Origin of the sequence: Acinetobacter sp. Leaf130 (assembly GCF_001423205.1) — a bacterium.
In the GTDB taxonomy this organism is placed as follows: Bacteria; Pseudomonadota; Gammaproteobacteria; order Pseudomonadales; family Moraxellaceae; genus Acinetobacter; species Acinetobacter calcoaceticus.
This window is the reverse complement of the sequence record NZ_LMOE01000001.1, coordinates 1229088-1254494: the sequence shown is the minus strand read 5'-3', so window position 1 is coordinate 1254494 and position 25407 is coordinate 1229088. Positions and strand designations below refer to the sequence as shown.

The 25407-nt window shown below is 38.7% G+C and carries 24 protein-coding genes and 2 pseudogenes; 24 read left to right on the top strand and 2 right to left on the bottom strand.

Annotated features, from left to right (window positions below; translation table 11 throughout):
* Position 1: 1 nt before the first annotated feature.
* The 3 genes from ASF86_RS05420 to ASF86_RS05410 are packed head-to-tail and all read left to right on the top strand — an operon-like array spanning position 2 to position 2267.
* Positions 2–1012, top strand: a complete 1011-nt coding sequence (locus ASF86_RS05420) for a FecCD family ABC transporter permease (protein ID WP_081407560.1) — start codon at positions 2–4, stop codon at positions 1010–1012.
* Positions 1009–1773, top strand: coding sequence for an ABC transporter ATP-binding protein (locus ASF86_RS05415; RefSeq protein ID WP_005040479.1), 765 nt, complete (start codon positions 1009–1011; stop codon positions 1771–1773). Before ASF86_RS05420 ends, ASF86_RS05415 begins: the two co-directional genes overlap by 4 nt.
* A 5-nt stretch (positions 1774–1778) precedes the next feature.
* Positions 1779–2267 (top strand): GNAT family N-acetyltransferase, encoded by a 489-nt coding sequence (locus tag ASF86_RS05410; protein WP_056480223.1) that lies wholly within the window; start codon positions 1779–1781, stop codon positions 2265–2267.
* Here the strand turns inward: ASF86_RS05410 and ASF86_RS05405 are convergent.
* Positions 2262–3050: an AraC family transcriptional regulator gene (locus tag ASF86_RS05405; RefSeq protein ID WP_056480221.1), complete on the bottom strand. Its 789-nt coding sequence runs from the start codon at positions 3048–3050 to the stop codon at positions 2262–2264. The two genes, ASF86_RS05410 and ASF86_RS05405, sit on opposite strands and share 6 nt — an antisense overlap.
* A 98-nt stretch (positions 3051–3148) precedes the next feature.
* Here ASF86_RS05405 and ASF86_RS05400 point away from each other — a divergent pair, with 98 nt between their 5' ends.
* The 17 genes and pseudogenes from ASF86_RS05400 to ASF86_RS05320 all read left to right on the top strand — a co-directional run bounded on the left by ASF86_RS05400 (position 3149) and on the right by ASF86_RS05320 (position 21965).
* The gene (locus ASF86_RS05400) at positions 3149–3958 is read left to right on the top strand and encodes a sulfite exporter TauE/SafE family protein (RefSeq protein ID WP_056481752.1); all 810 of its coding nucleotides are present in this window, start codon (positions 3149–3151) and stop codon (positions 3956–3958) included.
* Positions 3959–4140: 182 nt separating this feature from the next.
* Positions 4141–5025, top strand: a complete 885-nt coding sequence (locus ASF86_RS05395; protein ID WP_056480219.1) for a phosphoribosyltransferase family protein — start codon at positions 4141–4143, stop codon at positions 5023–5025.
* A gap of 11 nt (positions 5026–5036) precedes the next feature.
* Positions 5037–6530 carry a nicotinate phosphoribosyltransferase gene (locus ASF86_RS05390; protein ID WP_056480216.1) on the top strand — a complete coding sequence of 498 codons (1494 nt, stop codon included), beginning with the start codon at positions 5037–5039 and terminating at the stop codon, positions 6528–6530.
* A 60-nt stretch (positions 6531–6590) separates the two neighbouring features.
* Complete coding sequence (locus ASF86_RS05385) at positions 6591–7358, top strand: NUDIX domain-containing protein (RefSeq protein WP_056480212.1); 768 nt, start codon at positions 6591–6593, stop codon at positions 7356–7358.
* Between the two features lie 73 nt (positions 7359–7431).
* Positions 7432–8826 (top strand): methylenetetrahydrofolate reductase C-terminal domain-containing protein, encoded by a 1395-nt coding sequence (locus ASF86_RS05380; RefSeq protein WP_056480210.1) that lies wholly within the window; start codon positions 7432–7434, stop codon positions 8824–8826.
* A gap of 62 nt (positions 8827–8888) precedes the next feature.
* Positions 8889–9080 (top strand): hypothetical protein, encoded by a 192-nt coding sequence (locus tag ASF86_RS05375; protein WP_056480207.1) that lies wholly within the window; start codon positions 8889–8891, stop codon positions 9078–9080.
* 45 nt (positions 9081–9125) lie between these two features.
* A complete protein-coding gene (locus ASF86_RS05370; protein ID WP_056480204.1) occupies positions 9126–9770 on the top strand; it encodes a hypothetical protein in 645 nt (214 codons plus the stop codon).
* A gap of 49 nt (positions 9771–9819) precedes the next feature.
* Positions 9820–10019 (top strand): annotated as a pseudogene (locus ASF86_RS19780) (hypothetical protein).
* A 662-nt stretch (positions 10020–10681) separates the two neighbouring features.
* A pseudogene (locus ASF86_RS05360) lies at positions 10682–11109 on the top strand (hypothetical protein).
* Between the two features lie 205 nt (positions 11110–11314).
* Positions 11315–12034, top strand: coding sequence for a response regulator transcription factor (locus tag ASF86_RS05355; RefSeq protein ID WP_056480198.1), 720 nt, complete (start codon positions 11315–11317; stop codon positions 12032–12034).
* A 92-nt stretch (positions 12035–12126) separates the two neighbouring features.
* A complete protein-coding gene (gene iaaH / locus ASF86_RS05350) occupies positions 12127–13587 on the top strand; it encodes an indoleacetamide hydrolase (RefSeq protein WP_056480195.1) in 1461 nt (486 codons plus the stop codon).
* 695 nt (positions 13588–14282) lie between these two features.
* Complete coding sequence (locus ASF86_RS05345; protein ID WP_056480193.1) at positions 14283–15344, top strand: HlyD family secretion protein; 1062 nt, start codon at positions 14283–14285, stop codon at positions 15342–15344.
* 25 nt (positions 15345–15369) lie between these two features.
* The gene (locus ASF86_RS05340) at positions 15370–16917 is read left to right on the top strand and encodes a DHA2 family efflux MFS transporter permease subunit (protein ID WP_056480191.1); all 1548 of its coding nucleotides are present in this window, start codon (positions 15370–15372) and stop codon (positions 16915–16917) included.
* Positions 16918–17105: 188 nt separating this feature from the next.
* Positions 17106–17894, top strand: coding sequence for a hypothetical protein (locus ASF86_RS05335; RefSeq protein ID WP_171252338.1), 789 nt, complete (start codon positions 17106–17108; stop codon positions 17892–17894).
* On the top strand, positions 17891–19477 hold the full coding sequence (locus ASF86_RS05330; protein WP_056480185.1) for a GH3 auxin-responsive promoter family protein: 1587 nt from the start codon (positions 17891–17893) through the stop codon (positions 19475–19477). The genes ASF86_RS05335 and ASF86_RS05330 overlap by 4 nt, the downstream gene beginning before the upstream one ends.
* Positions 19474–20802 carry a TolC family protein gene (locus ASF86_RS05325; protein WP_056480182.1) on the top strand — a complete coding sequence of 443 codons (1329 nt, stop codon included), beginning with the start codon at positions 19474–19476 and terminating at the stop codon, positions 20800–20802. Before ASF86_RS05330 ends, ASF86_RS05325 begins: the two co-directional genes overlap by 4 nt.
* Positions 20802–21965 (top strand): hypothetical protein, encoded by a 1164-nt coding sequence (locus tag ASF86_RS05320; protein ID WP_056480180.1) that lies wholly within the window; start codon positions 20802–20804, stop codon positions 21963–21965. Before ASF86_RS05325 ends, ASF86_RS05320 begins: the two co-directional genes overlap by 1 nt.
* A 168-nt stretch (positions 21966–22133) precedes the next feature.
* On the opposite strand, the gene ASF86_RS05315 is transcribed toward ASF86_RS05320, so the two are convergent.
* Positions 22134–22574, bottom strand: coding sequence for an HD domain-containing protein (locus tag ASF86_RS05315; RefSeq protein ID WP_056480177.1), 441 nt, complete (start codon positions 22572–22574; stop codon positions 22134–22136).
* Positions 22575–23386: 812 nt separating this feature from the next.
* On the opposite strand from ASF86_RS05315, the gene ASF86_RS05305 reads away from it, so the two are divergent.
* The 4 genes from ASF86_RS05305 to ASF86_RS19775 all read left to right on the top strand — a co-directional run bounded on the left by ASF86_RS05305 (position 23387) and on the right by ASF86_RS19775 (position 25371).
* Positions 23387–23941, top strand: coding sequence for a TetR/AcrR family transcriptional regulator (locus ASF86_RS05305; RefSeq protein WP_056480172.1), 555 nt, complete (start codon positions 23387–23389; stop codon positions 23939–23941).
* A gap of 231 nt (positions 23942–24172) precedes the next feature.
* Positions 24173–24523, top strand: coding sequence for a helix-turn-helix domain-containing protein (locus ASF86_RS05300; protein ID WP_056481749.1), 351 nt, complete (start codon positions 24173–24175; stop codon positions 24521–24523).
* Positions 24524–24526: 3 nt separating this feature from the next.
* Complete coding sequence (locus ASF86_RS05295) at positions 24527–25063, top strand: ImmA/IrrE family metallo-endopeptidase (RefSeq protein ID WP_022574485.1); 537 nt, start codon at positions 24527–24529, stop codon at positions 25061–25063.
* Between the two features lie 155 nt (positions 25064–25218).
* Positions 25219–25371, top strand: a complete 153-nt coding sequence (locus tag ASF86_RS19775; RefSeq protein ID WP_171252322.1) for a hypothetical protein — start codon at positions 25219–25221, stop codon at positions 25369–25371.
* Positions 25372–25407: the final 36 nt, after the last annotated feature.

The window sequence follows — 25407 nt, the reverse complement described above, 5'->3', positions numbered from 1 at the left end:
TATGGAAAAACTGAAATATTATTGGTTTTACCCGTTACCCGTCGTGATGATTTTTATCTCGTTGCTCATAGGGCCAACTCAGACCTTGAGTGCATGGGATTATTTGCTGTGGAGCGTGCAAGCGGTCTTCGGTACACCATATTTTGATGCTGAACAATTTAGACTCATGCAAAATATTCTTGTGAATGTCAGGCTACCTAGAATTTTACTGACCTTTATGGTGGGGGCTGCATTGGCAACAGCGGGTAATGGCTTGCAGGCATTATTTCGTAACCCCTTAGTTGACTCTTATGTACTAGGTATTTCATCTGGTGCGGCGTTCGGTGCGGCTTTGGCACTTTCTTTAAGTTGGCTTTCACCCAATCTATCCGCCTTTATTTTTGGTGTTTGCGCCGTTGCCTTAACGTATTTATTTGCACATCAAAAACATGAAAGCCAGACATCTTTAGTCATGGTAATTTTATCGGGCATGATTGTTTCTGGTCTTTTTTTGGCAGGACTGACAGTCATTCAATACTTAAGTGATCCATTTAAATTGCAAGCCATTGTGCAATGGACGATGGGCAACTTACATCAGGCTTCTTGGCAAAAAGTTCAATACGCCGTGCTACCGATTTGTATTGGTCTTGCTGGATTATTTGCGATGCGTTGGCGCCTAAACTTAATGGCACTCGGTGCCGAAGAAGCACAGGCGGTTGGTGTTAACCCAAGGTGGGAACAGCTTCTTTTAATTGCTCTGGTGACTGTATGTACATCAACGTCTGTAGCTGCAGCAGGCATTATTAGTTTATATGGGCTGTTTATGCCGCATATTGTGAGAATGTTGGTTGGGCCAGATCATCGCTACAGTATTCCTGCCAATATGGTGTTAGGTGGTAGTTTTCTACTGATGATTGATAACTTTTCTCGGGTTTTACTTACTTTTGAAATACCGATTGGTATTTTTACCATGTTACTTGGTGCGCCATTTTTCTTATTATTAATGAAAACACAGAGGACTCATTGGGCATGATTCAAATTGATCAGTTAAATTATGCCTATGGGCATAAGCAAGTTCTCAAAAATATTCATCTGGAGTTTCCTGAAAATCAGTTTTCAGTGATTTTAGGGCGTAATGGCTGTGGTAAATCGACACTTTTTAAGTTGATGGCTGGCTTAGAACCCGTAAAAGATGGATTAATCCGTTATTCAGGAAAGCCATTATCGGACTTTAAAGGTAAAGATCGGGCTGCATTACTTGGCTTTTTACCGCAATTTCACAAAACCGTATTTCCATTTTTGGTTAAAGATGTGGTGATTACTGGGCGTGCTGCTTTTAGCCGATATCGTCCTTCAAAATCAGACTGGGAACGTGTAGACCAAGCCTTGCTTGATTTAGACATCGAGCATTTGCGTGACCGTCCTTATACCGAGCTATCGGGTGGTGAACGGCAATTGGTCATGATTGCGCGTATTTTAGTACAAGCGCCGAAAGTCATTTTGCTCGATGAGCCAACTAATCATCTTGATGTTTATTATCAGTCTTATTTAATGAAAAAATTGCGTCAGTTGTCGCGGCAAAATTTTACGGTGATTGCGATTATGCATGATCCAAACTTGGCTTTTTTATTTGCAGATCATTTATTTTTTATGCGCGAACATGAGGTAGTTAAGCCTGAGTCAAAAACTCGAATCACCGATCCGAAGTTTTTAAAAAGTGTCTATGATGTCGAGTTCCATGAAGCCATGATTCAAGACAAAACCATTGTTATCCCTGATCATTCTTGGCTGTAAAAAATATGACACTTCACTATCAGCTAGCCGACAAATCAGACTATGCATCTGCGGTAGAGTTTGCACTTTATACTAGACAGCTTTTATTCCCAGAAATCTATCATGGGCAAGTTCCTAAAGATTTAAAAAATTTTGGGCAATATTATGTCAATGATCCATTAGGTTGCTTTATTACGGTAAAAGATAAAAACCGCATTATTGGCACCATTGCATATCGGGCGTATGACCATCGTTTTGATTTTAATTTGCCACCAAATACGGTTGAAGTGGTTAAGTTATTTGTATTGCCTGAATACCGCCGTAATGGCATCGCAACTCAACTATGTGACATGTTGTTTAGCCATGCAAAGAAGAATGGAATTGCCACTTTATATTTGCATACACATCCATTTTTGCCAGCGGCTGAGGAGTTTTGGACTCTACAAGGCTTTGAAGTCATTAAGCGAGAATGGATCGAGACGTATGACACCATTCACATGAGTAAATCTTTATAGTGTTTCATTCTGAGTATGAAATCTTTTTAGAAAATGGGTAGGCGGATAGCCCATAATTTTACTGAACATTGCTGTAAAAGCTGCCGAGTGTTCATAGCCCAAACTAAAAGCAATTTCCGTAATTGAGATATTCTCTTTTAATGCATTTAAAGCATAGATGATGCAGACCCGATTACGCCATGCCTGAAAGGACATACCAGTTTCAGACTTAAACCAGCGATGAAAAGTTCGTTCACTTTTATTGTTGTCATGTGCCCAGTCTTTAGGGCTGCTATGAATATCGGGGTGTTTCATAAACTCAGCACACTGTTTAGATAACAATGTGTTGTGAGGCAATGGAATAAACAGAGGCAGGGCTGGTGCAGCTTCTAATTCATATAACAATAAATCGATAAGAGCACCGTCACGTCCTAAAGGCTGGTAGTCAATAGGTAGCTGATTTGCCTGAATGAGCAGTTGATGAAGTAACGGTGATACTTGTACGACTTCGCAATAGTTTGCCTGTCTTGGGGCATTACTCACTTCTATATACAAACTATATGTGCTGACTTTAGATAACCATACCCGATGTGGTTTGCCTGCGGGTATCCATACACCACTATAGGGCAAGACGAGCCATTGACCGTCTTCAGTTTCAACTTTCATGAGGCCTTCGGGTGCATATAAGAACTGTGCACGGCGATGGCTATGCGTATCTAACAAAGTATCAGCTGGATAGTCTGATCCTAATGCTAGAACTGCTTGGGGTAGATGATCTACGTCGTTAATTGGAATATTACGCATATATTATTGGCTGAAATAAATAAAAAGATGTCTTTTCTACGTTAGTTTGCCATAGAGCTATTTTATATCATGCCTCTATAAAGGTGAGGAAGATGATCATGCTATATGAGCTATTTTTATTTGGACTACTTTCGGGAGTCACCACTTGGTTATTTGGCTTTGGCGGTGGTTTTGTTGCTGTGCCTTTGCTTTACACTGTTATTCTTCAAAAGTGGGGCAATGAAAGCAGTGTCGGCATACATGCCATGCAAATCGCCGTAGCCACATCAGCCTTTGTCATGCTGTGCTCCGCAAGTTTTGCAACCTTTCGACACTATCGTTCGGGACATATAGATTGGCAAAAGATCCATTTTTTATGGGGTGGCATAGCATTTGGTGGAATTGTTGGTGCAGTAATGGCCTCATTCTTTAATGGCAGCTGGCTTCGCTGGATATTTATGGGTTATGTGTTTGTAACGATTCTTGATTGTTATTACCGACCGGGGTTTATTGTGACCACGGTGCAAAAGCAACACTATGGTCAAAACAGTGAACTCATCAAAGGAGGCATTATTGGCTGGGTTGCAGCACTTTTAGGTGTGGGGGGAAGCGTAATGACGGTTCCTTTATTACGGCGGCGGGGTAGTTCTATGGCAGAGGCCGCGGCTATAGCAAACATTCTCACGCTGCCTTTGTCTTTAACTGCAACGCTGACCTATTGTGTATTGTCACTTTGGCAATCTACATGGGCACCTAGTGGATTTATTGGCCTGATTTGGTTTGAAGCTGCCTTATTCTTAGTTGCGGGAACATGGATCGGGCTATATTTTTCAGAAAAATTTATTTCAAAACTACCAGATTTATGGCGGGCAAAATTATATCCGCTACTTTTAATCATAGTTCTACTTGTAATGATTTTTGTAAATTAAATATTTATTTCAACAGGTTGAATAATAATTTTTATTAAAAAACGAATTTCTAGTCGCTCTAAAACTGCAAATTTCATGTCTTAAAATGGCTTTGAAAAAAGTTTGAAAATTAGACTTGAAATATATAGTGGCTTTATGCCACTATATATTCATCGAAGGTCATCAGACAAAAAGAGGATGATATGGCTATCCAGCTTTTAGATGCGGCAAGAAATGAAATTCCAGTGAAATTCACGCAGTTTTCTGGTGGAGAGCGTCATGTTCAAATTGATGAGGCAACCTTAGGTTTACTATCTGGCACGGTATTGGTTCGTGCACAAATGACCACAAGTCACGATGTGATGGACTATTTACTACTTGAAAATATATTGCTGAATCAGGGTTTAACAGTTGACCTAGAAGTTCCGTATTTTCCATATGCACGTCAGGACCGTATTTGTGCAGTAGGCCAAGCATTTTCACTTGATGTGATGACGAAGTTACTTAACATCAATGCAGACAAAAAAGCCGGCAAACAAGGCAAAATCACTGTTTGGGATTGCCATAGTGAAGTAACTACAGCATTACTCGCTGCCAATACTTCTTTTAGCGAAGTTGTAAATGTGAGTTCAGTCGACATCATTGCTAAGAGTGAAGCGCTGAGCACATTGTTAAAAGATGAAAAAACAGTACTGATTTGCCCAGACAAAGGCGCAAAAGCACGCACACAAATGGTTGCAGACGTTTTTAATGTTGAGCGTAAACAACCAATCACTATTGTTCAGTGTGATAAAAAACGCGACCCAGTGACTGGCAAAATTTTAGGTACACATGTACATGCGACTGATTTATCAGGGCTGACTGCGGTAATCACCGATGACATTTGCGATGGCGGTGCAACCTTTATTGGCATTGCCAAAGAACTCCGTCGCCTCAATTGCAATAAGGTCGTTCTATATGTGACCCACGGTATTTTTAGTAAAGGATTAGAGGTTTTTGATGGGCTGCTAGATCAACTGTTTACTTCAGACAGCTTTCCACAACAGCCAACAGACAAAATTTCAGTAATTGCTTTTGCAGCAAAATAAAGAGAATAAAGATGACTATTAAACTTAATCCATTAAACGCGATCGATTTTTATAAAGCTGACCACAGACGTCAATATCCAGTAGGTACAGAGTACGTGTACGCAAACTTTACGCCGCGTTCATCTCGTCTCGCTAAAATGTTACCTGACTTCGATGATAAAGTTGTGTTCTTTGGTCTTCAGGGTTTTATCAAACACTTTTTAATAGATACATGGAATGAAGGCTTTTTCAAGCAACCTAAAGACAAAGTGGTAGCTGCATATAAACGCCGTATGGATACATCATTAGGTGAAGGCGCTGTACCAGTCGATCATATTGAAGCGTTACATGACTTGGGTTATTTACCATTACGCATTAAAGCATTGCCAGAAGGTAGCCGTGTCAATATGCGTGTACCTGTGCTCACTGTAATTAATACCGACCCGCGATTTTTTTGGTTAACCAACTATATTGAAACTGTATTAAGTGCTGAGCTTTGGAAAAGCTGTACTACCGCAACGATTGCCTACGAGTACAAACGTTTATTAACGCAATATGCTGTAAAAACTGGCGCACCACTCGATTTTGTACCTGTGCAAGGACACGATTTTAGTAGCCGTGGCATGAGTGGAATTTATGATGCGGCTCAATCTGGTGTTGGGCACTTAACCAGTTTTATTGGAACAGATTCGGTTGCTTCAATTGACTACGCCGAAGAATATTACAATGCCACAGGTGTGATTGGAGTATCTGTACCAGCGACCGAACACAGTGTGATGTGTATGGGCACAGAAGACAGTGAGCTAGACACATTTAAGCGTTTAATCTGTGAGCTTTATCCGTCTGGTGTTGTCAGTATTGTGTCTGATACTTGGGATTTCTGGCGAGTGATTACAGAATTTACGGTGGCTTTAAAACCTGAAATTCTGGCAAGACAACCCAACGCTTTAGGCTTGGCTAAATTGGTTTTCCGTCCTGACTCTGGTGACCCAGTTAAAATTATTTGTGGTGATCCAGATGCCGAAGTCGGCAGCCCAGCTTACAAAGGCGCGGTTGAATGTTTATGGGAAGTATTTGGTGGTACAACGACTGACCAAGGCTATAGAGTGCTTAATGAACGTGTCGGTTTAATTTACGGTGACTCGATTACTCTAGAGCGTGCACAGCGTATTTTAGAAGGGCTAGAAGCCAAAGGTTTTGCATCAAACAACTTGGTGTTTGGGATTGGCAGTTTTACCTATAACTACTTAACTCGCGATACCTTTGGGTTTGCTGTGAAAGCAACTTGGGGACAGGTGAATGGCGTAGGCCGAGAGCTGTTTAAAGACCCGATTACTGACTCAGGTGTAAAAAAATCTGCTAAAGGTCTATTACGCATCGAAGAAAATGAAACTGGTTTTATCTTGTTTGATGAGCAAACAGCAGAACAAGAACAAGGCGGAGCACTAAAAACAGTCTTTGAAAATGGTAAACTCCAGTATGAGTGTACTTTGGATCAAATTCGTGAGCGTTTATCCATCGCATAACTGAGCTTAGATGAGTCGTTACATGAGTATCGGCTCATCGTTTTCATTGAGAGACTGAACGTGACTATTCAAACTGAACAAGAATTCCTTGCCAGTTATGATCGCCGAGATTATGACGCACCTTTACTGACTGTCGATATGGCTATTTTCTCGGTATTTAATGGTCAGTTGCAGGTATTACTCATTAAGCGCCCAAACTTTCCAGCCAAAGACCAGTGGGCTTTACCGGGCGGTTTTGCCGATTTAACCCATGATCAAGACTTGATGGCAACGGCCTATCGTAAGCTGGTCGAAAAAACAGGGATTGCTTCACCTTATTTGGAACAAGTTGCTTCTGTCGGTAATGCTAAACGTGACCCACGTGGCTGGGCCGTGACCATTTTGTATTTTGCTTTAATCGATTTTAATGCCTATCAACATCAAGAGTTAGCGGAATACAGCGAATGGGTAACTGTAGCAAAAGCACAAGATTTAACATTGGCTTTTGATCACAATGAATTGCTTAGCCTAGCATTAGAACGTCTGACCAATAAAACCCGTTATACCGCATTGCCAGCCAGTCTGATGCCTGAATTATTTACACTGACCGAGCTACAAAGCATTTATGAAATTATTCTTGGGCAATCTTTAGATAAAAAAGCATTTAGACGCCGTATGATAGAAGCGGGTGCAGTTGAAGAAACTAACCAAAGTAAAATTGTGGGCAAACGGCCAGCTCAACTTTACCGCTATGCACTCGATTCTTTCGATTTTATATTTCCTCGCTCACTCGAATTACCCAGAAATAAAGAGGGTGAAGACAAGCAAAACAATGAGCTTTCTGACTAGCGCATCTTGATGCACTTTTGATTTATAATGCCGCGCTTATGATTGATGTCATGTTTTGATCAGCACTTTGCCTATGTCACACGCTTCTGCTTGCTTCCAACAAAACCAGTTTTTTGTGTTGGTGGAGTATCTCACTTCACTACATGAAATTTATCCTGTGAAACATGAGTTTGCGGGATATCCGGCTGCAATGACATTGGCAGATCGCGTACATTCAGATCACGATATGGCGCCGCTTGAGGCCAGCAAAAGTTATCCTGACACAATCGATAAAGTCTTACACTTTTCAGGTAAGGCCCGAGACATACAAGATTTTGAGCACTTTTTACAACAAGCTCAAACAGCCAATATTCAAAACTTGTTATTGCTTACAGGTGATAAACTCAAAGAGCATCATAATGGGCGAGATGGGCAGCCTCGTAGTCGATACCTTGAGTCGGTAAACGCCGTAATGGCAGCTAAGCAACATGGTGGTTTTCGTATTGGCGTTGCTTTTAACCCATTTAAATATGTCGAAGCTGAGCGTGATGCCCAGTACTTAAAACTGCATAAGAAAATTAAAGCAGGCGCTGATTTTATCATTACGCAATTAGGTTATGACATTGAGGCTTTAAAACAAGCCAAATCATTTTTAACGAAGCATGCTTATTCACAGCAAATACTGGCTTGTGTGATGCCTCTGACTTTAGGTCGTGCCAATTTTATGGTGAAGCATAAAGTGGCAGGTATTGTGATTACTGCGCACATGCTAAAAGTCTTGGCAGATGAAAAACTGGCAGGGCATACAGACCGTGTTTATTTACGCTGTGCTTTACAGATTTTAATATGTAAACATTTAGGGTTTGCTGGAATTCATTTATCTGCCTGCCATAAGCCAGAAGAGCAAATGCTGCTTGAAAGCTACATTGAGCAATACAGACACCTTAAGCTTGAGGCCTTAGAAGAGCTATGGAATTCACTTTGGCAAGTCACTACAGGTAAAGAGTTTGCGCCTGAAATTGCTCATTTTTCACGTCAGCCAACTTCCAAACAATTAATTAAATATCGCCAGTTACATGTTATGCATGAGGCGCTGTTTGAATCAAAAATTGCTAAAGGTGTAGGACGGTTTATTTTTAAAGCATCATTTTGGGAAAATGCTTTAGTAGCTAAGGTATTAATTAAAACCGAAGTGCTCAGTAAACATAGCTTAGTGGGCTGTGAAAGCTGTGGTCAGTGTCGCTTAAGCGATACCTTATATATTTGCCCTGAAACTTGTCCAAAAGGTTTAGCCAACGGGCCGTGTGGCGGAACAACTTTAGACCGCTGTGAATTTGGTGACCGTGAATGCATTCATTCCATTAAAGCAAGACTTGCTAAAGCCCTTGAACAAACTGAAATATTAAAAGAAAAACTCATTCCTACAGTAGCGATTGAAACGAGAGGAACCAGTTCTTGGAAAAATTGGTATTTAGCAACTGAGGCTTAAGTTTTAAAATCATACGTGATTCAGTTAAAGTATGATCAACTGAATTTTATTGACTTAAATTAATGCAAAATCAAAATGACCCAATTAATAATATAGAGCAATTAGATGCTGAGAATGAGCAAAAGCAAGAAAACTCGGTGCTTAATTCTGTGAATCCGGATCCAGATGAAGTAACGGACTTAATTGTAGAAATTGGAAAAGATATAGTCGATTTTGCATCATCTATTTTTGATAACATTGATATTAATTTTTAATTATAGTATTCGTGAATTTTATACTTTATTGAGTATTGAAAAATTATGGATGCGATAAGAGCCACGCTAGATGCAGCATATATTCAAGGATTATTTGGATTTTTTGGGGCATTAATCGGTGCTGGTGCTTTGATTTTGTCAATTAGAGTAACTGCAAGAAATACATTAGATGCCCATAAATTTGAAAAATTAGCGGAAGCAAAAAGGGATAGCTATTTAGAGTTAATTAAGAGTTGGTTTAATTTTCTACTAGTATTTAATTCTTATCAAAAAATTAAAGAAGACATTGACATAAAAATACAAATGGATGAGTTTTTTTATAATTTAAGTTTATCTTTTAGGGACTTAACTACAGCATTACATCAATCTAGCTTTATTTCTGAACCACAAACAAAAGAAAAAATTTTAGATTTTACAATGAAATTAACTGAAGATTATTTTTACTTAATTGGACAAGCTGCTCAGTACTTTTTAATAGAAGAAGAAAGGGATGATATATCACTTCAATTAATGGTCTTTATGGATGAATACGGATTTAAATGTCTTGAATTACAAAAAGACTTGCGAATAGAAATTGGTATTTCAGAAGATGAAGCAGTTAATTTGCGAATTATGAAAAAACAGAAGGAATTTGCAGAAAGAATAAAAAGTAAAATTATGAAAATACGCAATCGAGATTTTGAACCTTAATTGTTATTAACGTGCTATCTTCCAGTCTGTCTTAAAATTGGTAAATAAAATGAATATCTGTGTTGGTGGTGATTTAGATGGGAAGCAACTTAAATCTTCCGACACATCGATCCAGCTTTTAAAACTGAGTACTACAAACAGATTTATAAACGTTCTAACACAGTGTACGAATTCTGGTTGCCAGTAGGTTCTGATCTACATGAAATTTCTAAATTAGTATTAGATATCATACGAGCATCCAAAAACTAGTTTTATCGTTTGGCGGATGTATTACGGCGTAAACGAGCCCTGCTAAATATCAATTATTGGCGTGGCTTTTTTTATATTTTGCAAAATAGATGAATCTTAAAAATGGGGCGTGTTTTTGATATATTAAAAAATTCCACTTTGAGATATTTATGCATGGAATACGCATGATTAGAAGAGTTGTATGAAATTTTTATAGAGCATCCCAGTTATGAGAAGTTAAAACAGTTAACATCATCTGATGAAATTAAAGATAACATAGGTAAAATCATGATGTTCTTAATAACGAAGTTTAAGACCAAGAATAAAAAACTAATCTTCAATAATGATTTTAAGATATTGGTTGATGATAAGTTGGTCACTTTAAATTTAACTGAATCCCCTGATTTTGAAGATCAAGATAAGTTCCTAGCTTAGCTGCATCAACAGATATTCGATCAGACTTAACTACCCTCGCGGTGGTTTTTTTATTTGTGATGGTTTTATGACTTTTAAAGTCGGTTTCTAACATCCCCGTTGAAAAGAAATGCTGTTACTGAAAGCTAAATGAGTTTATCTAGTAGTAGATTAAACACTAAAATAATAAGATACGGAGCAATAGATTTTTTATTAAAATTATATAAAATTTATGTAATCCAATATTTTGTAATGAGCATATTAATTTTATGAATAGAATATTATTATCTTTTATAAGTTTATTGATTATTAGTCCAGTGTACAGCGCTGATGATTTTTTCGAAAAAAAACCTTCTATTTTAATTGCTAAAGATGAAGAGGCTCAAAATACTAAAAGTGGTGAGAGTGTTGTTTTTTTGAGTCAGCAATGCAACAAAAAATAGATCGTACAAATCAACTTTTTAGAAGGGCTGAGCGAGATAAAGATGTTCTATTCCAAACGTCAAATATGACTGATTATGATAAATCACAATATTATAGAGAAAATAAGTTTGCTAATTATAGAGGTTATTCTCCATACATTGAATCTACACCTAATAGAAAAGTAATTTCAGAAGAAGAATATGAACAGCTAATGGAGCAAAAAAGAAAAGAGAGAAAAGTTGATCGAAGCCTTTGGTACCTATTAGATAAGTAATTTCAGAAGATGAATTTCAATAGTTAAAAGCGCCATAGGAAAACTAGAAAATTAATATTTTTACGGACAAAATATAGCTATTACCTACCAAATAAAAAAATAGATATGTTATAGAAAAGGATGGGATTGGTAATAAGAATAAGCTCAAAGGAAGCGCTTAGCCGATCTTCTTGAAATTCGATGGCTTGCGTTAAATAGGTAGACGATGACCGCACTTTTAGAAAAGGATTTCAGCCCATCTGAGTTTACATTGTTTTCTGAAATATTATGGAAACTTGGCTCAGGAAAAGGGCAATATAATTTACGTGAAAATATCATTGCAGATATTGCTACCTTATTACGGGCTGATTTTGCCGCATCTTATATTTGGGATTCAACGCATAACTTATCGAAAGAAGGTGTGATATGGAAAATCGACCCAAAAGCCATGGAGGACTATGAGTGTATTTGGCAATTTGCTGATCCCATTACTGCACAACTTCGTAAACTTCAGAAACCGACCTTCGTCAATGAGGTTATGCCTCTTGCTGATCTTAAAAAAACCAGCTATTACAATGAGTTTCTGAGAGCCTATGGTTTGTATCACGGTATAAATATTTATTTTGTCCGAAATGGTATGGATATTGGTGATTTACGCATTTGGCGTGCACAAGACGCTGACATGTTTGGTGAGCGTGAAAAAAGAATATTAAATCTGCTTGAACCTTATTTTACTCAAGCCTTACCAGCAGATTTATCAACACAATATGGTCTGACTCCACGTGAACAAGAAGTGGTTCATTTGGTCTCTAAAGGTTTAAGTGATAAAGAGGTGGCAAGTTTACTTGGCATTAGCTTTACCACTTTAAGAACCCATCTGAATAATTCTATGAGAAAAATAGGCTGCAATAATCGCACTGAAATGGCTTTACTCATTCAACATTAAAACAAAAACAATCCTCAATTTTGAGGATGCGAATGAGTGAGCAATTTGTACTAAGTTCTTAAGATCACAACTTAAATGGATTTTAAGTCACCATGTCAAATGCAGTTGAAAAAAATAATTGGATTGAGTTACAGGGTTTAGCAAATGCTCCAGTAGATGCCATCACTAAACTGATTCATGAAAGAAAAGTATCTTGTGAAGAACTTGTGCATCATTACTTCGACACTATTGAAAAACAACAGTCTTTAAATGCTTTTATTAGCACAGATAAAGCTTCAGCAATTCAACAAGCTCAATATTGGGATGAATATCTACTTAGTGGAAAACCATATCCAGCTTTGATGGGCATTTTAATTGCAGTTAAAGATAATATTCATGTTGCTGGTTTCTCAAATAGTGCAGGCACACCAGCTTTAGCTGATTTTAAGCCTAAAAGCTCCGCACCGATTATTCAAAAACTTATTGATCACGGCGCGATCATTGTTGGTAAAGCCAATATGCATGAATTGGCCTTTGGGGTAACAGGCTATAATACAGCCATGCATATCGAAGGTGTTGTAGGTACACGAAATGCGGTAAACCCATTACACATTGCTGGCGGGTCCTCTTCAGGTAGTGCTGTGGCTGTTGCCGCGGGAATGGTTCCGATTGCGATTGGTACAGATACTGGCGCTTCGGTTAGATTACCGAGTGCTTTAAATGGTTGTGTCGGTTTTCGTCCAACGGTAGGAAGATATTCACAAGAGAGTATTACTCCAATTTCACATACGCGGGATACCGCTGGCCCTATGGCACATACAGTATCCGACATTATCTTAATTGATCAGCTGATTACTCAAGAGCCAAAGAAAGAACCATTACAGCCTCATCAAATTAGACTCGGTATCAATCCATATTTTTGGAATCATTTAGATGAAGATGTTTGTGAGCAGGCACATATTGCGCTTGAGCTTTTAAAAGAGGCAGGAGTCGAAATTATTAATGTCGATATGCCAAATTTAGAACAATTCAATCATGCTATTTCATTTCCAGTGGTCGTCTATGAAGGCAAATATGACCTTATTCAATATTTGAAAGATCATCATGTAAATCTGTCTTTAGAAGATGTAATTGATCAGATCTCAAGCCCAGATGTACAGGCACTTTTTAAACAGAATATCCTTCCCCAATTAATTCAAGATCAGACTGGTCAACTTGTTCCTGCTTTACCTTTGTATGAAAAAGCCATCAGTGAAGCTCGTCCACAATTGCTGGAACTCTATCAAAACACATTTAAAGCGCATAATTTACATGCTTTATTGTTCCCAACATCAGCCATCGTTGCACCACTAGTAAACGAGCAAGTCAGTTCAATTGAAAATTTCCAGACACTGATTCGAAATACAGATCCTGGCAGTAATATCGGATTACCTGGACTGAGTTTACCCATTGGAAAGGGAGCGAAATCGAAACTACCAATTGGGTTGGAGATTGATGGTTTACCTCATCAGGATAGTGAAATACTTGCGATTGGAGAGACTTTAGAAGAAATTTTTAAGGTTTTAAATAAGTAAAAAAATAAACTGATAATTCTCTATTTTTTAAATAAAAAAGAGTTAAAAGTAACTCTTTTTTATGATTAATTTTATTTGTTAATAATACTTAGTTTCTTAAAAATATGTTGGCTTGGGTTCAGAATTTCTCTGCTATTCCACTTAAAATAGTTAATCATAAATTTATTAAAATACATCTTTAATAAGTTTTGTTTAACTATTTTGATAAATAAGAACATTTATATTTTATGTTTCTATAAATATTATAAAACTTATCTATAACTCTTTTTAAAATTACACATTACCTTAATTAATTCTACACAAGTACTACAAATTGAAGACTGATTCTTAATATTGGTACAATGAATTTTCCTGTCAATTAATCACTTTAACAAGAAAAATAACTACATTAAGTTATTGATTTAAATTAATAAATTAAATTTTTAGAAAATGGGTTATAAATAGAAATTTCAAAAAATATAAAATTACATAATTTTTAAACATATTTTTTATAGCATGCAGTGGATTGGCGTAAATAGAAAAAATATATGTCAAAACGGTCAATGATATTTAATCGATTTAAGAATCATAATTTGCACCAAATTTTACGCTGTCACGATTCATTGAATAAACCAAGTGAAAAGTTACGTAAAAAAGACGCTAATAGTTTATTGGTGTAAATAAAAAATCGAATATTACAAATAAACGGAATGAATATGGATAACGTAGCTCAGCTAGAAACTGATACTAATTTCCAAAGTCGAAAAAAGATAACTTGGGGTGTTTTTAGTGTCCTGCTGTTATTTTTAGTCGCGGGCATTATATATTATTTTTTTGTATACCGATTTTATCAATCTACTGATAATGCTTATGTGCAAGCAGATGTTACTTGGGTGATGCCAAAGATTTCAGGCGAAGTGATGGAGTTATTAATTAACGATAATCAGTTTGTAAAGAAAGGGGAAACTTTAGCTGTCTTAGATCACCGCGATTATCAAGCTCGTTATGATCAGGCTAGTTCTGTCGTGAGCTTAAAAGAAGCAGCGCTAGGCGTACAACAACAAAATGAAAAGTCTGCCAAGTCTTCCATTACTGAAGCAAATAGTGGCGTTGTTGCGGCACAAGCAGATTTATCTCGCTTAAGAAAAGATTTTGAACGTTATCAAGATTTATTAAAAGATGGGGTAATTACCCGCCAAAATTTTGAAGGGGTTCAGTCTCAATATTTAACTGCTCAAGCACAGCTAAGTAAGGCGCAGGCCGCCGTAAATGCAGCAGAAGCTCAGTTGGGTAGTTTACAGGCCAGTAGAGCACAGCTTTTGGCAGATATTCAAAGTGCCAATGCAAACTTAAACCTTTATCAAATTGATTTGGCTTCATCAAAAGTGGTGAGCCCAGTCGCAGGGAAAATAGGAAGCCTTGCGATCCAGAAAGGTTCGCGTGTTTCTCCGCAAACCCGCTTAATGGCGATTATTCCTGAAAATAGTTTGTATGTACAAGCGAACTTCAAAGAAACCCAAATTGAAAAAATGCATATTGGGCAGAAAGTTAAATTAAAACTTGATGCTTACCCAAGCCTGACTTACAGCGGAACAATTGAAAGCTTTTCTCCAGCCTCTGGTGCAACTTTCTCACTTATGCCACCAGACAATGCCACAGGCAACTTTAATAAGGTTGTTCAACGTATTCCTGTACGCATTGCCATAGATACAAGTCCGCATATTGATCTTATAAAACCCGGAATGTCGGTTAGCGCTACGGTTGACCTAAGAACTTAATAATAAAATTTTTAGGTAATAAGAAATGAATAAGCATATTGACGCTGAGTGGAAGTTTCCCGCAAAGACGGCTTGGGCAATTTTTGCTGCCATGATTTTTGGCAACTTTATGGCGATTCTTGATATTCAGATTGTGGCGAGTTCTCTAAACGAAGTTCAAGCCGGCATGAGTGCAAGCCGCTATGAAGTGACTTGGGTGCAAACTGTTTATTTGATTGCCGAAATTATCGCGATTCCAATGTCGAGTATTGTCTCGCGGGTGCTTTCAACACGGGTCTATTACACGATCTGTGCAATTGGCTTCACCATCAGTTCTTTACTTTGTGCGTTGGCATGGAATTTAGAAAGTTTACTGGTTTTCCGTGGCATTCAAGGCTTTATGGGCGGTGGGATGATTCCGACTTCCATGACGGCATTGTACTTACTTTTCCCCGAAGCAAAACGCTCATTGCCTTTGGTTATGTTTGGAATGATCAGTACTTTAGGTCCAGCCATCGGCCCCACCATTGGCGGCTGGTTAACCAATAATTTCTCATGGCACTGGATGTTCCTGATCAATATCATTCCGGGCATTATCATTGCTACGGTGATCTACTCGGGTCCAAATATTGACCGTGCGAATCATTCACTCATCAAAAGTATGGATTGGTTTAGCCTCATTGGCATGGCGATGTTTTTAGGTGGGCTTGAATATTTCCTTGATGAAGGTGCACGTCATGACTGGCTTGCCGACACAGGCGTTCGGATTGCTTTTATGGTCTGTGTTGTGGGCGGCATGATCTTCTTCTCTAGAAGCTTTACCCAGCCTAAGCCTTTGCTCGATTTATCCGTATTTAAAAACAAAAACTTTACCTTAAGTGCCATCACAACTTTTGTGATTGGTATGGCGCTCTATGGCTTGGGTTACATGATTCCCGTGTTTTTAGGGCAAGTCCGTGAAATGAACAGTAGCCAAATTGGTCACGTCATGATGGTAACGGGTATTGTCATGTTCTGCTTTGCGCCGTTTCTTGCGTGGCTGATTCCCAATTTTGATACCCGCAAAACTGTGTTTATTGGAATGATTCTGGCTGGTTTTGGTGTGTGGCTCAATTCTCACCTCAGCATTCACAGCGATTATGACTTTATGTTCTGGCCGCAAATTTACCGTGGTATCGGCCTCATGATCTGTCTGATTGTGGTTTCGCATTTAGCCATGAGCACTTTGCCACTGAGTAAAGTGGCCGATGCCAGCGGTATTTATAACCTGATGCGCAATATTGGCGGAGCGGTTGGACTGGCACTCATCAACTCATCATTAGACTGGCTGACTGCGCTGCATGTTACCCAGATTAATCAGTCGATGACCCCGCAGAACTGGATTTTTACAGAAAGACTCGATCAGCTCACGGCGCAATATCAAGAAGTCGGCTCAAATGCACAGCAAATTGCGCTCAGCGTGATCTATCGTGACATTCATTTTCAAGCACTTACATCTAGTTTTAATGATTTATTACGCATGCTCGCAATCATCATGTTTGTGACCGCCTTTTTAACCATCTTTATGGATCGGGGGAAGAAAATGAATATGTAGCTATTTAGAAATAAAGGGCAGCTTTCAAAGAATGAAAAACAATAGGGCATATCAAAACGTATCCCTTCATAGAAAAAGAACATTTTTATGAGTTTTCTAATATCGGTAGATGAGATCGGGGAACTCGCAAATTAGAGGTGGAAGGTTAAAGGATTATGATTAATACAACGTATAAACTGATTTCAAAATTGAACCTGAAAAACACGACTTATGGTCAATATTTTGAAAAAGAGCAAATCGATACAGAGCGATTAAAAGTGATGTATTCCATTTACGAACAGTATTATGAAAATACGAGATTTTCTATTTTCGTAGATGATTTTAAAAATAAAAGTGGTGCGATCTTAATTTTTGACTCGGAGACAGATGAGATTGTGGGGTTCTCAACCGTTGTTGTGCAGCACTTTTACTTAAACGGTAAAGACTACACCGTGTTATTTAGCGGTGATACGGTCATTTTGAAGAAGTTTTGGGGTACGCGTAGTCTGCAAAGTACTATGCTCAAACTCATGATCAAGCTTCGAATCAAATATCCATTTAACGAGCTCTATTGGCTTCTCATTTCTAAAGGCTATAAAACCTATCTCTTACTTGCCAATAACTATTATGTGTATTACCCAAACATTAAAGATGAAAATCAGCATCTCTCGGAAGTGGTTGAGCACTACTGTGAGAAATTCTTTGGGGAATACTACGACCGTGAAGCTGGCTTATTAAATTTTGGTGATGACTATCAACCATTAAAAGGTGAAGTCGCACCGATTACTGCCGAAATGAGACAAAAGAACCCAAACATTCATTTCTTTGAGCAGATGAATCCAACATGGAGTGCGGGTACGGAATTACCGTGTATTGGTCGATTAGGCTGGAAAGATATTGCCCGCTTCCCTGTGAAGCTCATGACTAAACCTGCAAGTAAGGGAAGATGCGAAGCACGTAAAACGTCGAAAACAAACCGTAGAGAGGCCATCCAATGAAATCTAATGAATGGCTGACTTTGGGTTCGCATCTTATTTTAAAAAAATGGTGTGATGCATCCGATCGTAATTTTCAAAAACGGTTTAATGCGTTAGAAGCAACACAACGCCAAATCCTGCATTCGATTTTACAGACCTCTACGTTTGCTAAAGATAAAAAGGTTCAAAACTATGAGCAGTTTGTAAAATCATTTCCTGCGACACGTTATGGCGCATGGCGAGAAGACATTCAACGTTATCGTGAGCAAAAGCTTTCACTATCTAGCAGTAAGCTGGTTCGTTTCCAGCCGACCAGTGGGTCGAGTGAACAAATTAAGTTTATTCCGTACACCAAGCTGTTTTTAGATGAGCTTGACCATGCGATTGCGCCGTGGATGGCAAGTTTATACCGTAAATGTCCGGCGCTTAGTTCGGGAACGCATTACTGGTCGGTGTCATGGTTACCTGAAAGCCAGCGTGAAGTTTTAAAAGATAAAAACCTAAATGATGATAGTGCGCTACTGGGCGTAGGTAAGCGAATTTTATCTAAATTTACCCAAGCGGTTCCAAGTAATGTTGCATTTGCCGCCAATGCCGACGATGCGCTCTTTGCCACGATTTGCTATTTGGTGGCAAACCGTAACTTAGCCATGATTTCGGTGTGGAGTCCAACTTTTGCGCTGCAATTACTTGAACGTTTGGAGTTGCTACAACAAGACGTGATTGAAGTTTTACAAAGTGGTTCATGGGGCAATCGTCAGGCTTCATTAAAAGAAGTGACTGCACCGCATAGTCCTGAAAGCGCTCAAGCCCTAATTGACAGTTCAAACGGCGAACAGATTGACTTCAAACAGCTATGGTCAAAGTTAAGTTTAGTGTCGAGTTGGGACACCGCAGGTTCAAAAGCTTGGGCCGAAAAATTAAAAGAGAAATTACCCAGTGTTCAGTTTGAAGGCAAAGGGCTATGGGCGACGGAAGGTGTAGTGACCATTCCCTATAACGACCAATACCCGCTGGCGTATCAAAGTCACTTCTACGAATTTGAATATTTAGAGGGTGAAAAACAGGGACAAATCATTCCGTCGTGGGAACTGAAACAAGGTGATGTGGTGAGCCCACTCATTACATCGGGTAATGGCTTGCTTCGTTACTGTATGGATGATTGCTTACGTGTGACTGGCTTTATCGAGCAAATCCCATGTTTTGAGTTCCAAGGCCGCCGTTTTGGCGTAGATCTGGTCGGTGAGAAACTCGCACCTGAAACTGCCCAGCAATTATTGTCGCAGTTAAATGAAACGGAATCTAAAGCGATTTCTTTACTGGCGATTGATACCGAGCAACACGTTAAGCCGTTTTATTGCGTACTTTTTGAAGGCGAAATCCATCACAGCATTAACAATGAATATATCGACAGTATTTTGCGTCAAAACTTCCATTATGAACTTGCGCGGAACTTGGGACAGCTCGACCAGCCTCAAATTCGTCAAGCCAATAATGGGTGGAATGCCTACAAAAAACTGGTCATGTTTGACGGCATTATCGAAGGCAATATCAAGCCTGAGCCACTCAAGAAAGTCACCCTGAATAGTTTGGAACAACTATGAAAGGGATGAAGCCATTTAATACTCAGATCTTAACGCGTCGATACGCTCTGTGTATAGGCATGTTATTTGTGTCGAATACACATGCCATGACTTTAGACGAGGCTTTGTCTGCCAGTTTAAGACATGAAAGTCAGCTTGAAGTCAGTCGTTTAAGCGTGAACCAGTCGACCGCTATGCTTGAACAAGCGAAACAGCGTGATGGACTCAAAGTCAATTTAGTCGGGCAACTGGACTATGAAAGAATAGATACGCCTTCACAAGTCCTGTTTCCAACTGAAGGAAACCGTAAAGGTCGGAGTTTGCAATTGCAGGCGGATTATCCGATTTATACCTCTGGACGGCATCGTTTAGGGATTGATGTTGCCGAAAGCCAGCTCTCTGCACAAAACCAAGGACTATCAGACCAAAGATCGGAAACTATTTTAAATACCGTTATGGTGTATACCGACGTATTAAAAAAGAAAGCCATTTTAGAACTCAGACAAAAGACCATGGCGAATCTGCAACGGTCTTTATATGAATCGAAGCGCCGTTTTGACGTGGGGATGATTACCCGTGCGGACTTGGCTCAGGTGTTGGCACAAGTTGCCCAAGGTCAAGCCGATATTACACAGGCTCAATCTAACTTGACCGTAAGCGAAGCACAGTTTTACCAAGTGACAGGTGTAACGCCTGAAAACCTTGTTGCCATTAAACAACTACCTGCTATTCCCGCTAACCTAGATGAGATTTTGGCTCAAACCAAAAATCATCCAGCTTTAATGCGTAGCAAATATGAAAAACAGGCTGCCGAGAAACAATACGCTTTAACTAAACGTGAACTTTGGCCTACGGTCATGTTCACCAGTCGTGCCGGAAAACAGGATGAAGCAAGCTATATTGGCTCCGAAAGTAATAACTATATGGTTGGGGTGCAGTTGAATGTACCGCTATACGATGATGGTTTAAATCGAGCTAATGTCAAAAAAGCACAGGCCGATATAGATTTGGCGAACCAAAAAACGCGAAGTCTTGAACTGGATTTAAATAAGCGTACACGCACGAGCTATGCGCAGCTTCAAACCATTCGACAAAATAAAGAAGCACTGGCAAATGCCATAGAGGCAGCGTCGATTGCCTTTGTCTACACACGTAAAGAGTTTGATGTCGGCACCAAAACCACTTTTGATTTGCTGAATACCGAGCAGAAGCTACTTGATGTACAAACCCAGAAAACAGTGAATGATCAAGACGAAGTCGTGTTTGTCTATCAGCTACTCGACCAAATGGGACGTTTAAACAGTTTGGTTCCTACACAGACCGCACAACAGGTGAATAATGAATAATGAATAAAACAAATCCACCACTTGCTGAAAATACGCTCATTACCCGAGAAGCAACTTTGGCAGATGATCAGGCTTTAAGAGACTTAATCGCCGTACCCATGACCACCAAAGGCATACAAATTAGCTTTCAGCGTGAACCCAGTTATTTTCAAGCTTCCGACATTGTGTATCGACATAAATTGCATGTAGTCATTGAAGACACCGAGAGCCAGAAGCATGTTGCTTGTTATAGCAATGGTCATCGCCCGTGTTATGTCGATCGGAACGTTCAAAACTTACGATACGCAGGTGATTTGCGGGTAGACCACAACTATCGTGGGAAATCACTGGTGAAGGTTTTGGCAAAGCATGTAAAACAAACCATGCATGAACCGAACTATAGTCAAATGATTATTTTTGATGATAACCACGCCGCGCGCGCTGCCATTCAAACGGGCAAAACAGGAATGCCCGATTATTATGATGAAGGACTTATCGAGACATTAAGCCTGACCGACACGGGTGCAACACGAAAAATCACAGCTTTCTTAAAGCAGGCTTCTCAGCAAAGTGACATACAAGAAATTCAGTCATGTGTAGCCGAAGCTAAACATGTAGAAGCCATGAATCAGTTTATTTCCGATATGGCGGAGTTTTATAACTTTATCCCAGCCTATAACTTTGAAGAACTTGCCCAAGGTCATCAGTATTTTTCAGGGATAAAACTCTCGGACTTTTCACTTTATTTTAAGGGTGAAAAGCTGGTGGGCATGTTTGGCTTGTGGGATCAGCACAGTATTAAACAAACCAAAATTTTGCATTACAGTTCAGTCATTGGAATTTTTAGACCCGTTTATAACTTGTTGACTCCAATCACTAAAGGGATGCGTTTGCCTAAACTGGGTGACTCTATTAAGTATCACGTGTTACACACCTTAATGTGCCATCCACAAGATTTGGCTTTGCATCATAAAATGCTCGAAGATGCCTATAACAAGTCAAAACAGCAGGGCGTTGGAGTGGTGAGCTTTACGCTTTCACATAAAGACCCGCGTTATCAGTTAAACCAGTTTTATAAAGGTGAGCGTTTAACTGGTATGCATGGCTTTATTAGTTATGAAGGTGACCCACGACCACATTTTGATAAAAACCTGATTCCATACTTAGAGGTTGGACGTATCTAACTCTAAGATAGGTTCGCCGTAGATCATAAATGCGCAAAAAATTGCTCAATTCTTAGTCAATTTAAATAGGATTGAGCAAAAATCTTTTTTTTACATGATAAATCTTGATTACGTTACAAAATCAAATTGATCGTCTTATATTTTATAAACCTAGCTAATTTGACCTTTTCATTCCAACCTATCTTGGGCTGTTGAAACAATTAACATGGTTTGAAGGTAATAATCTACACGCGGGTGATTATTGTCCTTATGTGAGTTATGCGCATTAAAGGCTGCATCATGAAGTTTCACGACTCGAGCGATTGGATTCAAACTACAACGAATTAAATATTCTTCGCGTGTTTCACTTTCCCGTTTAGTTAATCCATCAACGGCATCACGGACTTCTTTTCCGAATAAACTTTCGATTTTGTCTAGGGTAAGAGGTGTGTCTTCAACACTATCGTGTAGAAGGGCTGTAATAATATAGACTTCTGAAAATCGGTGTTCAATTAATGAATTGACCACACCTTTAATATGGTAATCAAAGTAATCATGAGGACCATACTTTTGACCTTGATGCGATTCTTTTGACAATTTCTCTGCTAATTCAACTTTATTTTGAGTCATTTTTTGCTCTTATCACTTTAAGTATATGACGCGGCCTAATTTGTGAGTTTGGTCGCTTAAATACAAGTTTATACTGAATAGCCACTCATAAAAACTCCTCTTAATAAGAGTTGTCATTCATTTTTATTTATTCATTTTTAGTTGAGATAGGCCAAACTAGACCTTAAGTTTTTGAAATTTTAAACTTTAACTTAATGATATAAAAGTCGATTGTAAATATTACTTAAGAATTTCCTTAATTATGTAATTAAATGAAAAACAATGATTAATTAAATAATTTCTAGCCAATTTCACATTGACACTTCAAATATTGGAGATTACCATTTGCGGGCTGGTCTACAATGCCAGTCGGTTGTCGCAGACCGTATTAAGACCGCATCAGGATTATTTCTTCTGAGGAATAGTTTTGTGCGTAAGCTCCTCGTTCCCTCCCGTAGCGGTAGGACGGGAGAGGGACACCCTCGGGTGTGCTGGATGTCTTAACCAGTCTGCGAACCCTCTTCCGTTCTGCCACCATAATTCTAATGTTTTGGCAGAACTCCCAATAAAAAGGAGTTGGCTTTGCACATCCATCATTTCTTGGCAACCATTGCCAAAAGCTATAACGACACAGCTTAAAACATTTAACGCAGCTTGATCGCCGTAAGGCTTTTTAGGCTTTAGCTCGTTATTACTTAAAACTTAGACAATTAAACCTTGAGATGTGCTGAGCACAGTCTTTACGGCTTTGCTATGCCTTTTTTCTCCCCCAAAAAGGCAACGGTTTTTATATCTCATTTATATACAACAATAATTTTTATAACGGTAAAAATATGGCACATTCAGATCTTCCATTTCGTGCTTTAGGCGTACTTCATTCAGCAAGATATTTATTTAACAAATACGGCTTTCATAATGTTGGGGTAGACCGAATTATTGAGTCGGCAAACATCCCCAAAGCCACCTTTTATAACTACTTTCACTCTAAAGAACGTCTCATTGAAATGAGTCTAACCTTTCAGAAAGACGGACTTAAACATGAGGTTCTTTCGATTATCAATGTTCAAAGAGAATTAACGCTAATTGAAAAACTCCGCAAAATTTATTACTTACACGCCGACTTAGATGGGCTTTACCATTTGCCGTTTAAAGCGATTTTTGAAATTGCTAAAACACATCCCAAGGCTTATGGGACCGTAATTGACTATCGAAATTGGTTGATTAATGAAATCTATAATTTGCTTTTAAAAAGCAATGAAAATGCTTCAAAACAAGATGCACATATGTTTTTGTTTGTGATTGATGGGGCAATGGTTCAGCTTTTAGACCCAAACAAACCAGATGAACGGAAGAGATTGCTTGAGTATTTTTTGTTGGGGTTAGGGTGAGGGGGAAAAAGTAATATAAACGTCTCAATTGGGATTAGCACTATAAAAAGCCCTAAATAACTATTGGGTCCTATATTCACCTCATAGTTCTACTATATTTAGGATTTATAGTATTGAAAATAAATTAACCAATAGGTTGATTTATTTTTTAAATTGATTTATATTTATCTAAATACTGTAAAAGTATTCACTCTTTCAATTAAGGAAGAGTAGCGCAATAGGGTTATGAAAATGTCTAAACTAACAGAATTTGGAAAAGCGATTAGGAAGCTTCGGATTGATTACGATAGCAACCTGAACGAACTTGCTACTTCTATTGGTGTTAGTTCAGCTTTCTTATCAGCTGTTGAAACAGGAAAAAAGCCAGTAAGTGCTGAATTAATTACAAAAATTACAAATGCTTTAGGACTAAGTAACGATGAAGATAAATTGCTAACCCATGCTGCTAGCCAGAGTGTTGATAACGTTGTAATCAGAACACAAGATGCCGAAGAGGCTGAAATTGCTTTGATGTTTGCAAGACGTATTCAAACACAGTCAGTTGATTTAGCTGAATTACGGAAAATTTTAGAGGAGAATTAATGGATGGCATTTGCCTATTCAAAGCCTAGAGGGGTCAAAGTCCCTCCACTGAACAAACAGAGCATTAAACATAAAGCTCGGATTATTCGTGACAAGTTGTTTAAGTTGGACCCAAGTGAATCAATAGATTTAAGTAGGATACTTGAACATAAATTGCACCTTTTAGGTGTAACTTACGAAATCTGGGAAATTGAAGAAATGCCTGATGTTGAAGCTTTGACTAATCCAGATGCAATGACAATTATTCTTCGCACAGATACTTATGAGGCTTTATGTAATCCTAAAGACCCTAAGTTCCGTAGAGCTAGATTTACTGTAGCCCATGAAATTGGTCACCTATTTCTCCATGAAGGATTTGCCTTAGCTCGTGGAGCCAATCGACACCAGCATTATGAAGATTCTGAATGGCAAGCTGATACATTTGCCGCAGAACTTTTAATGCCATCCGAGGAGTGTTTAGGGCTAACTATTGAAGAGATACAGGCTAAGTTTCTTGTAGGGTACAAAGCAGCAAAATATAAATTTGAATCTTTAAAATGAAAAAACCGATATGAAAGTTAGCTCTCATATCAGTTTCGGATAGTACGACCTAAGGGCTATTCGGCTTCTTAGATGAACTACATAAAGCGTAGGAACTTCATTGTAGATCATTTAAACAAGCTTTTCAAATCTCCTTAGGTGGGGAGGTGAGCTATGTGCTTAAGAAGTTAGGTACTCAAAAACCGCCGAAAGGCAAAAAGTGGGTGTTCTGCCGTTATCGTCGTGTACGAGGTAATTCAGGCCGAATTTTAGACGCTCACAAGTACGGCTATCACGCGTGGGCTTTCTTGGTTCCATGTGGGGCTTAAATGATCTAGTACATAGGCATTCTTCATGCCTATGTA

Coding starts and splice junctions, on each gene's coding strand:
- ASF86_RS05400 (WP_056481752.1), top strand. CDS start 3,149: ATGCTATATGAGCTATTTTTATTTGGACTACTTTCGGGAGTCACCACT.
- ASF86_RS05345 (WP_056480193.1), top strand. CDS start 14,283: ATGGATAACGTAGCTCAGCTAGAAACTGATACTAATTTCCAAAGTCGA.
- ASF86_RS05315 (WP_056480177.1), bottom strand. CDS start 22,574: ATGACTCAAAATAAAGTTGAATTAGCAGAGAAATTGTCAAAAGAATCG.
- ASF86_RS05295 (WP_022574485.1), top strand. CDS start 24,527: ATGGCATTTGCCTATTCAAAGCCTAGAGGGGTCAAAGTCCCTCCACTG.
- iaaH (WP_056480195.1), top strand. CDS start 12,127: ATGTCAAATGCAGTTGAAAAAAATAATTGGATTGAGTTACAGGGTTTA.
- ASF86_RS05305 (WP_056480172.1), top strand. CDS start 23,387: ATGGCACATTCAGATCTTCCATTTCGTGCTTTAGGCGTACTTCATTCA.
- ASF86_RS05395 (WP_056480219.1), top strand. CDS start 4,141: ATGGCTATCCAGCTTTTAGATGCGGCAAGAAATGAAATTCCAGTGAAA.
- ASF86_RS05420 (WP_081407560.1), top strand. CDS start 2: ATGGAAAAACTGAAATATTATTGGTTTTACCCGTTACCCGTCGTGATG.
- ASF86_RS05375 (WP_056480207.1), top strand. CDS start 8,889: ATGCAAAATCAAAATGACCCAATTAATAATATAGAGCAATTAGATGCT.
- ASF86_RS05320 (WP_056480180.1), top strand. CDS start 20,802: ATGAATAAAACAAATCCACCACTTGCTGAAAATACGCTCATTACCCGA.
- ASF86_RS05410 (WP_056480223.1), top strand. CDS start 1,779: ATGACACTTCACTATCAGCTAGCCGACAAATCAGACTATGCATCTGCG.
- ASF86_RS05355 (WP_056480198.1), top strand. CDS start 11,315: ATGACCGCACTTTTAGAAAAGGATTTCAGCCCATCTGAGTTTACATTG.
- ASF86_RS05300 (WP_056481749.1), top strand. CDS start 24,173: ATGTCTAAACTAACAGAATTTGGAAAAGCGATTAGGAAGCTTCGGATT.
- ASF86_RS05325 (WP_056480182.1), top strand. CDS start 19,474: ATGAAAGGGATGAAGCCATTTAATACTCAGATCTTAACGCGTCGATAC.
- ASF86_RS05330 (WP_056480185.1), top strand. CDS start 17,891: ATGAAATCTAATGAATGGCTGACTTTGGGTTCGCATCTTATTTTAAAA.
- ASF86_RS05405 (WP_056480221.1), bottom strand. CDS start 3,050: ATGCGTAATATTCCAATTAACGACGTAGATCATCTACCCCAAGCAGTT.
- ASF86_RS05390 (WP_056480216.1), top strand. CDS start 5,037: ATGACTATTAAACTTAATCCATTAAACGCGATCGATTTTTATAAAGCT.
- ASF86_RS05340 (WP_056480191.1), top strand. CDS start 15,370: ATGAATAAGCATATTGACGCTGAGTGGAAGTTTCCCGCAAAGACGGCT.
- ASF86_RS05380 (WP_056480210.1), top strand. CDS start 7,432: ATGTCACACGCTTCTGCTTGCTTCCAACAAAACCAGTTTTTTGTGTTG.
- ASF86_RS05415 (WP_005040479.1), top strand. CDS start 1,009: ATGATTCAAATTGATCAGTTAAATTATGCCTATGGGCATAAGCAAGTT.
- ASF86_RS05370 (WP_056480204.1), top strand. CDS start 9,126: ATGGATGCGATAAGAGCCACGCTAGATGCAGCATATATTCAAGGATTA.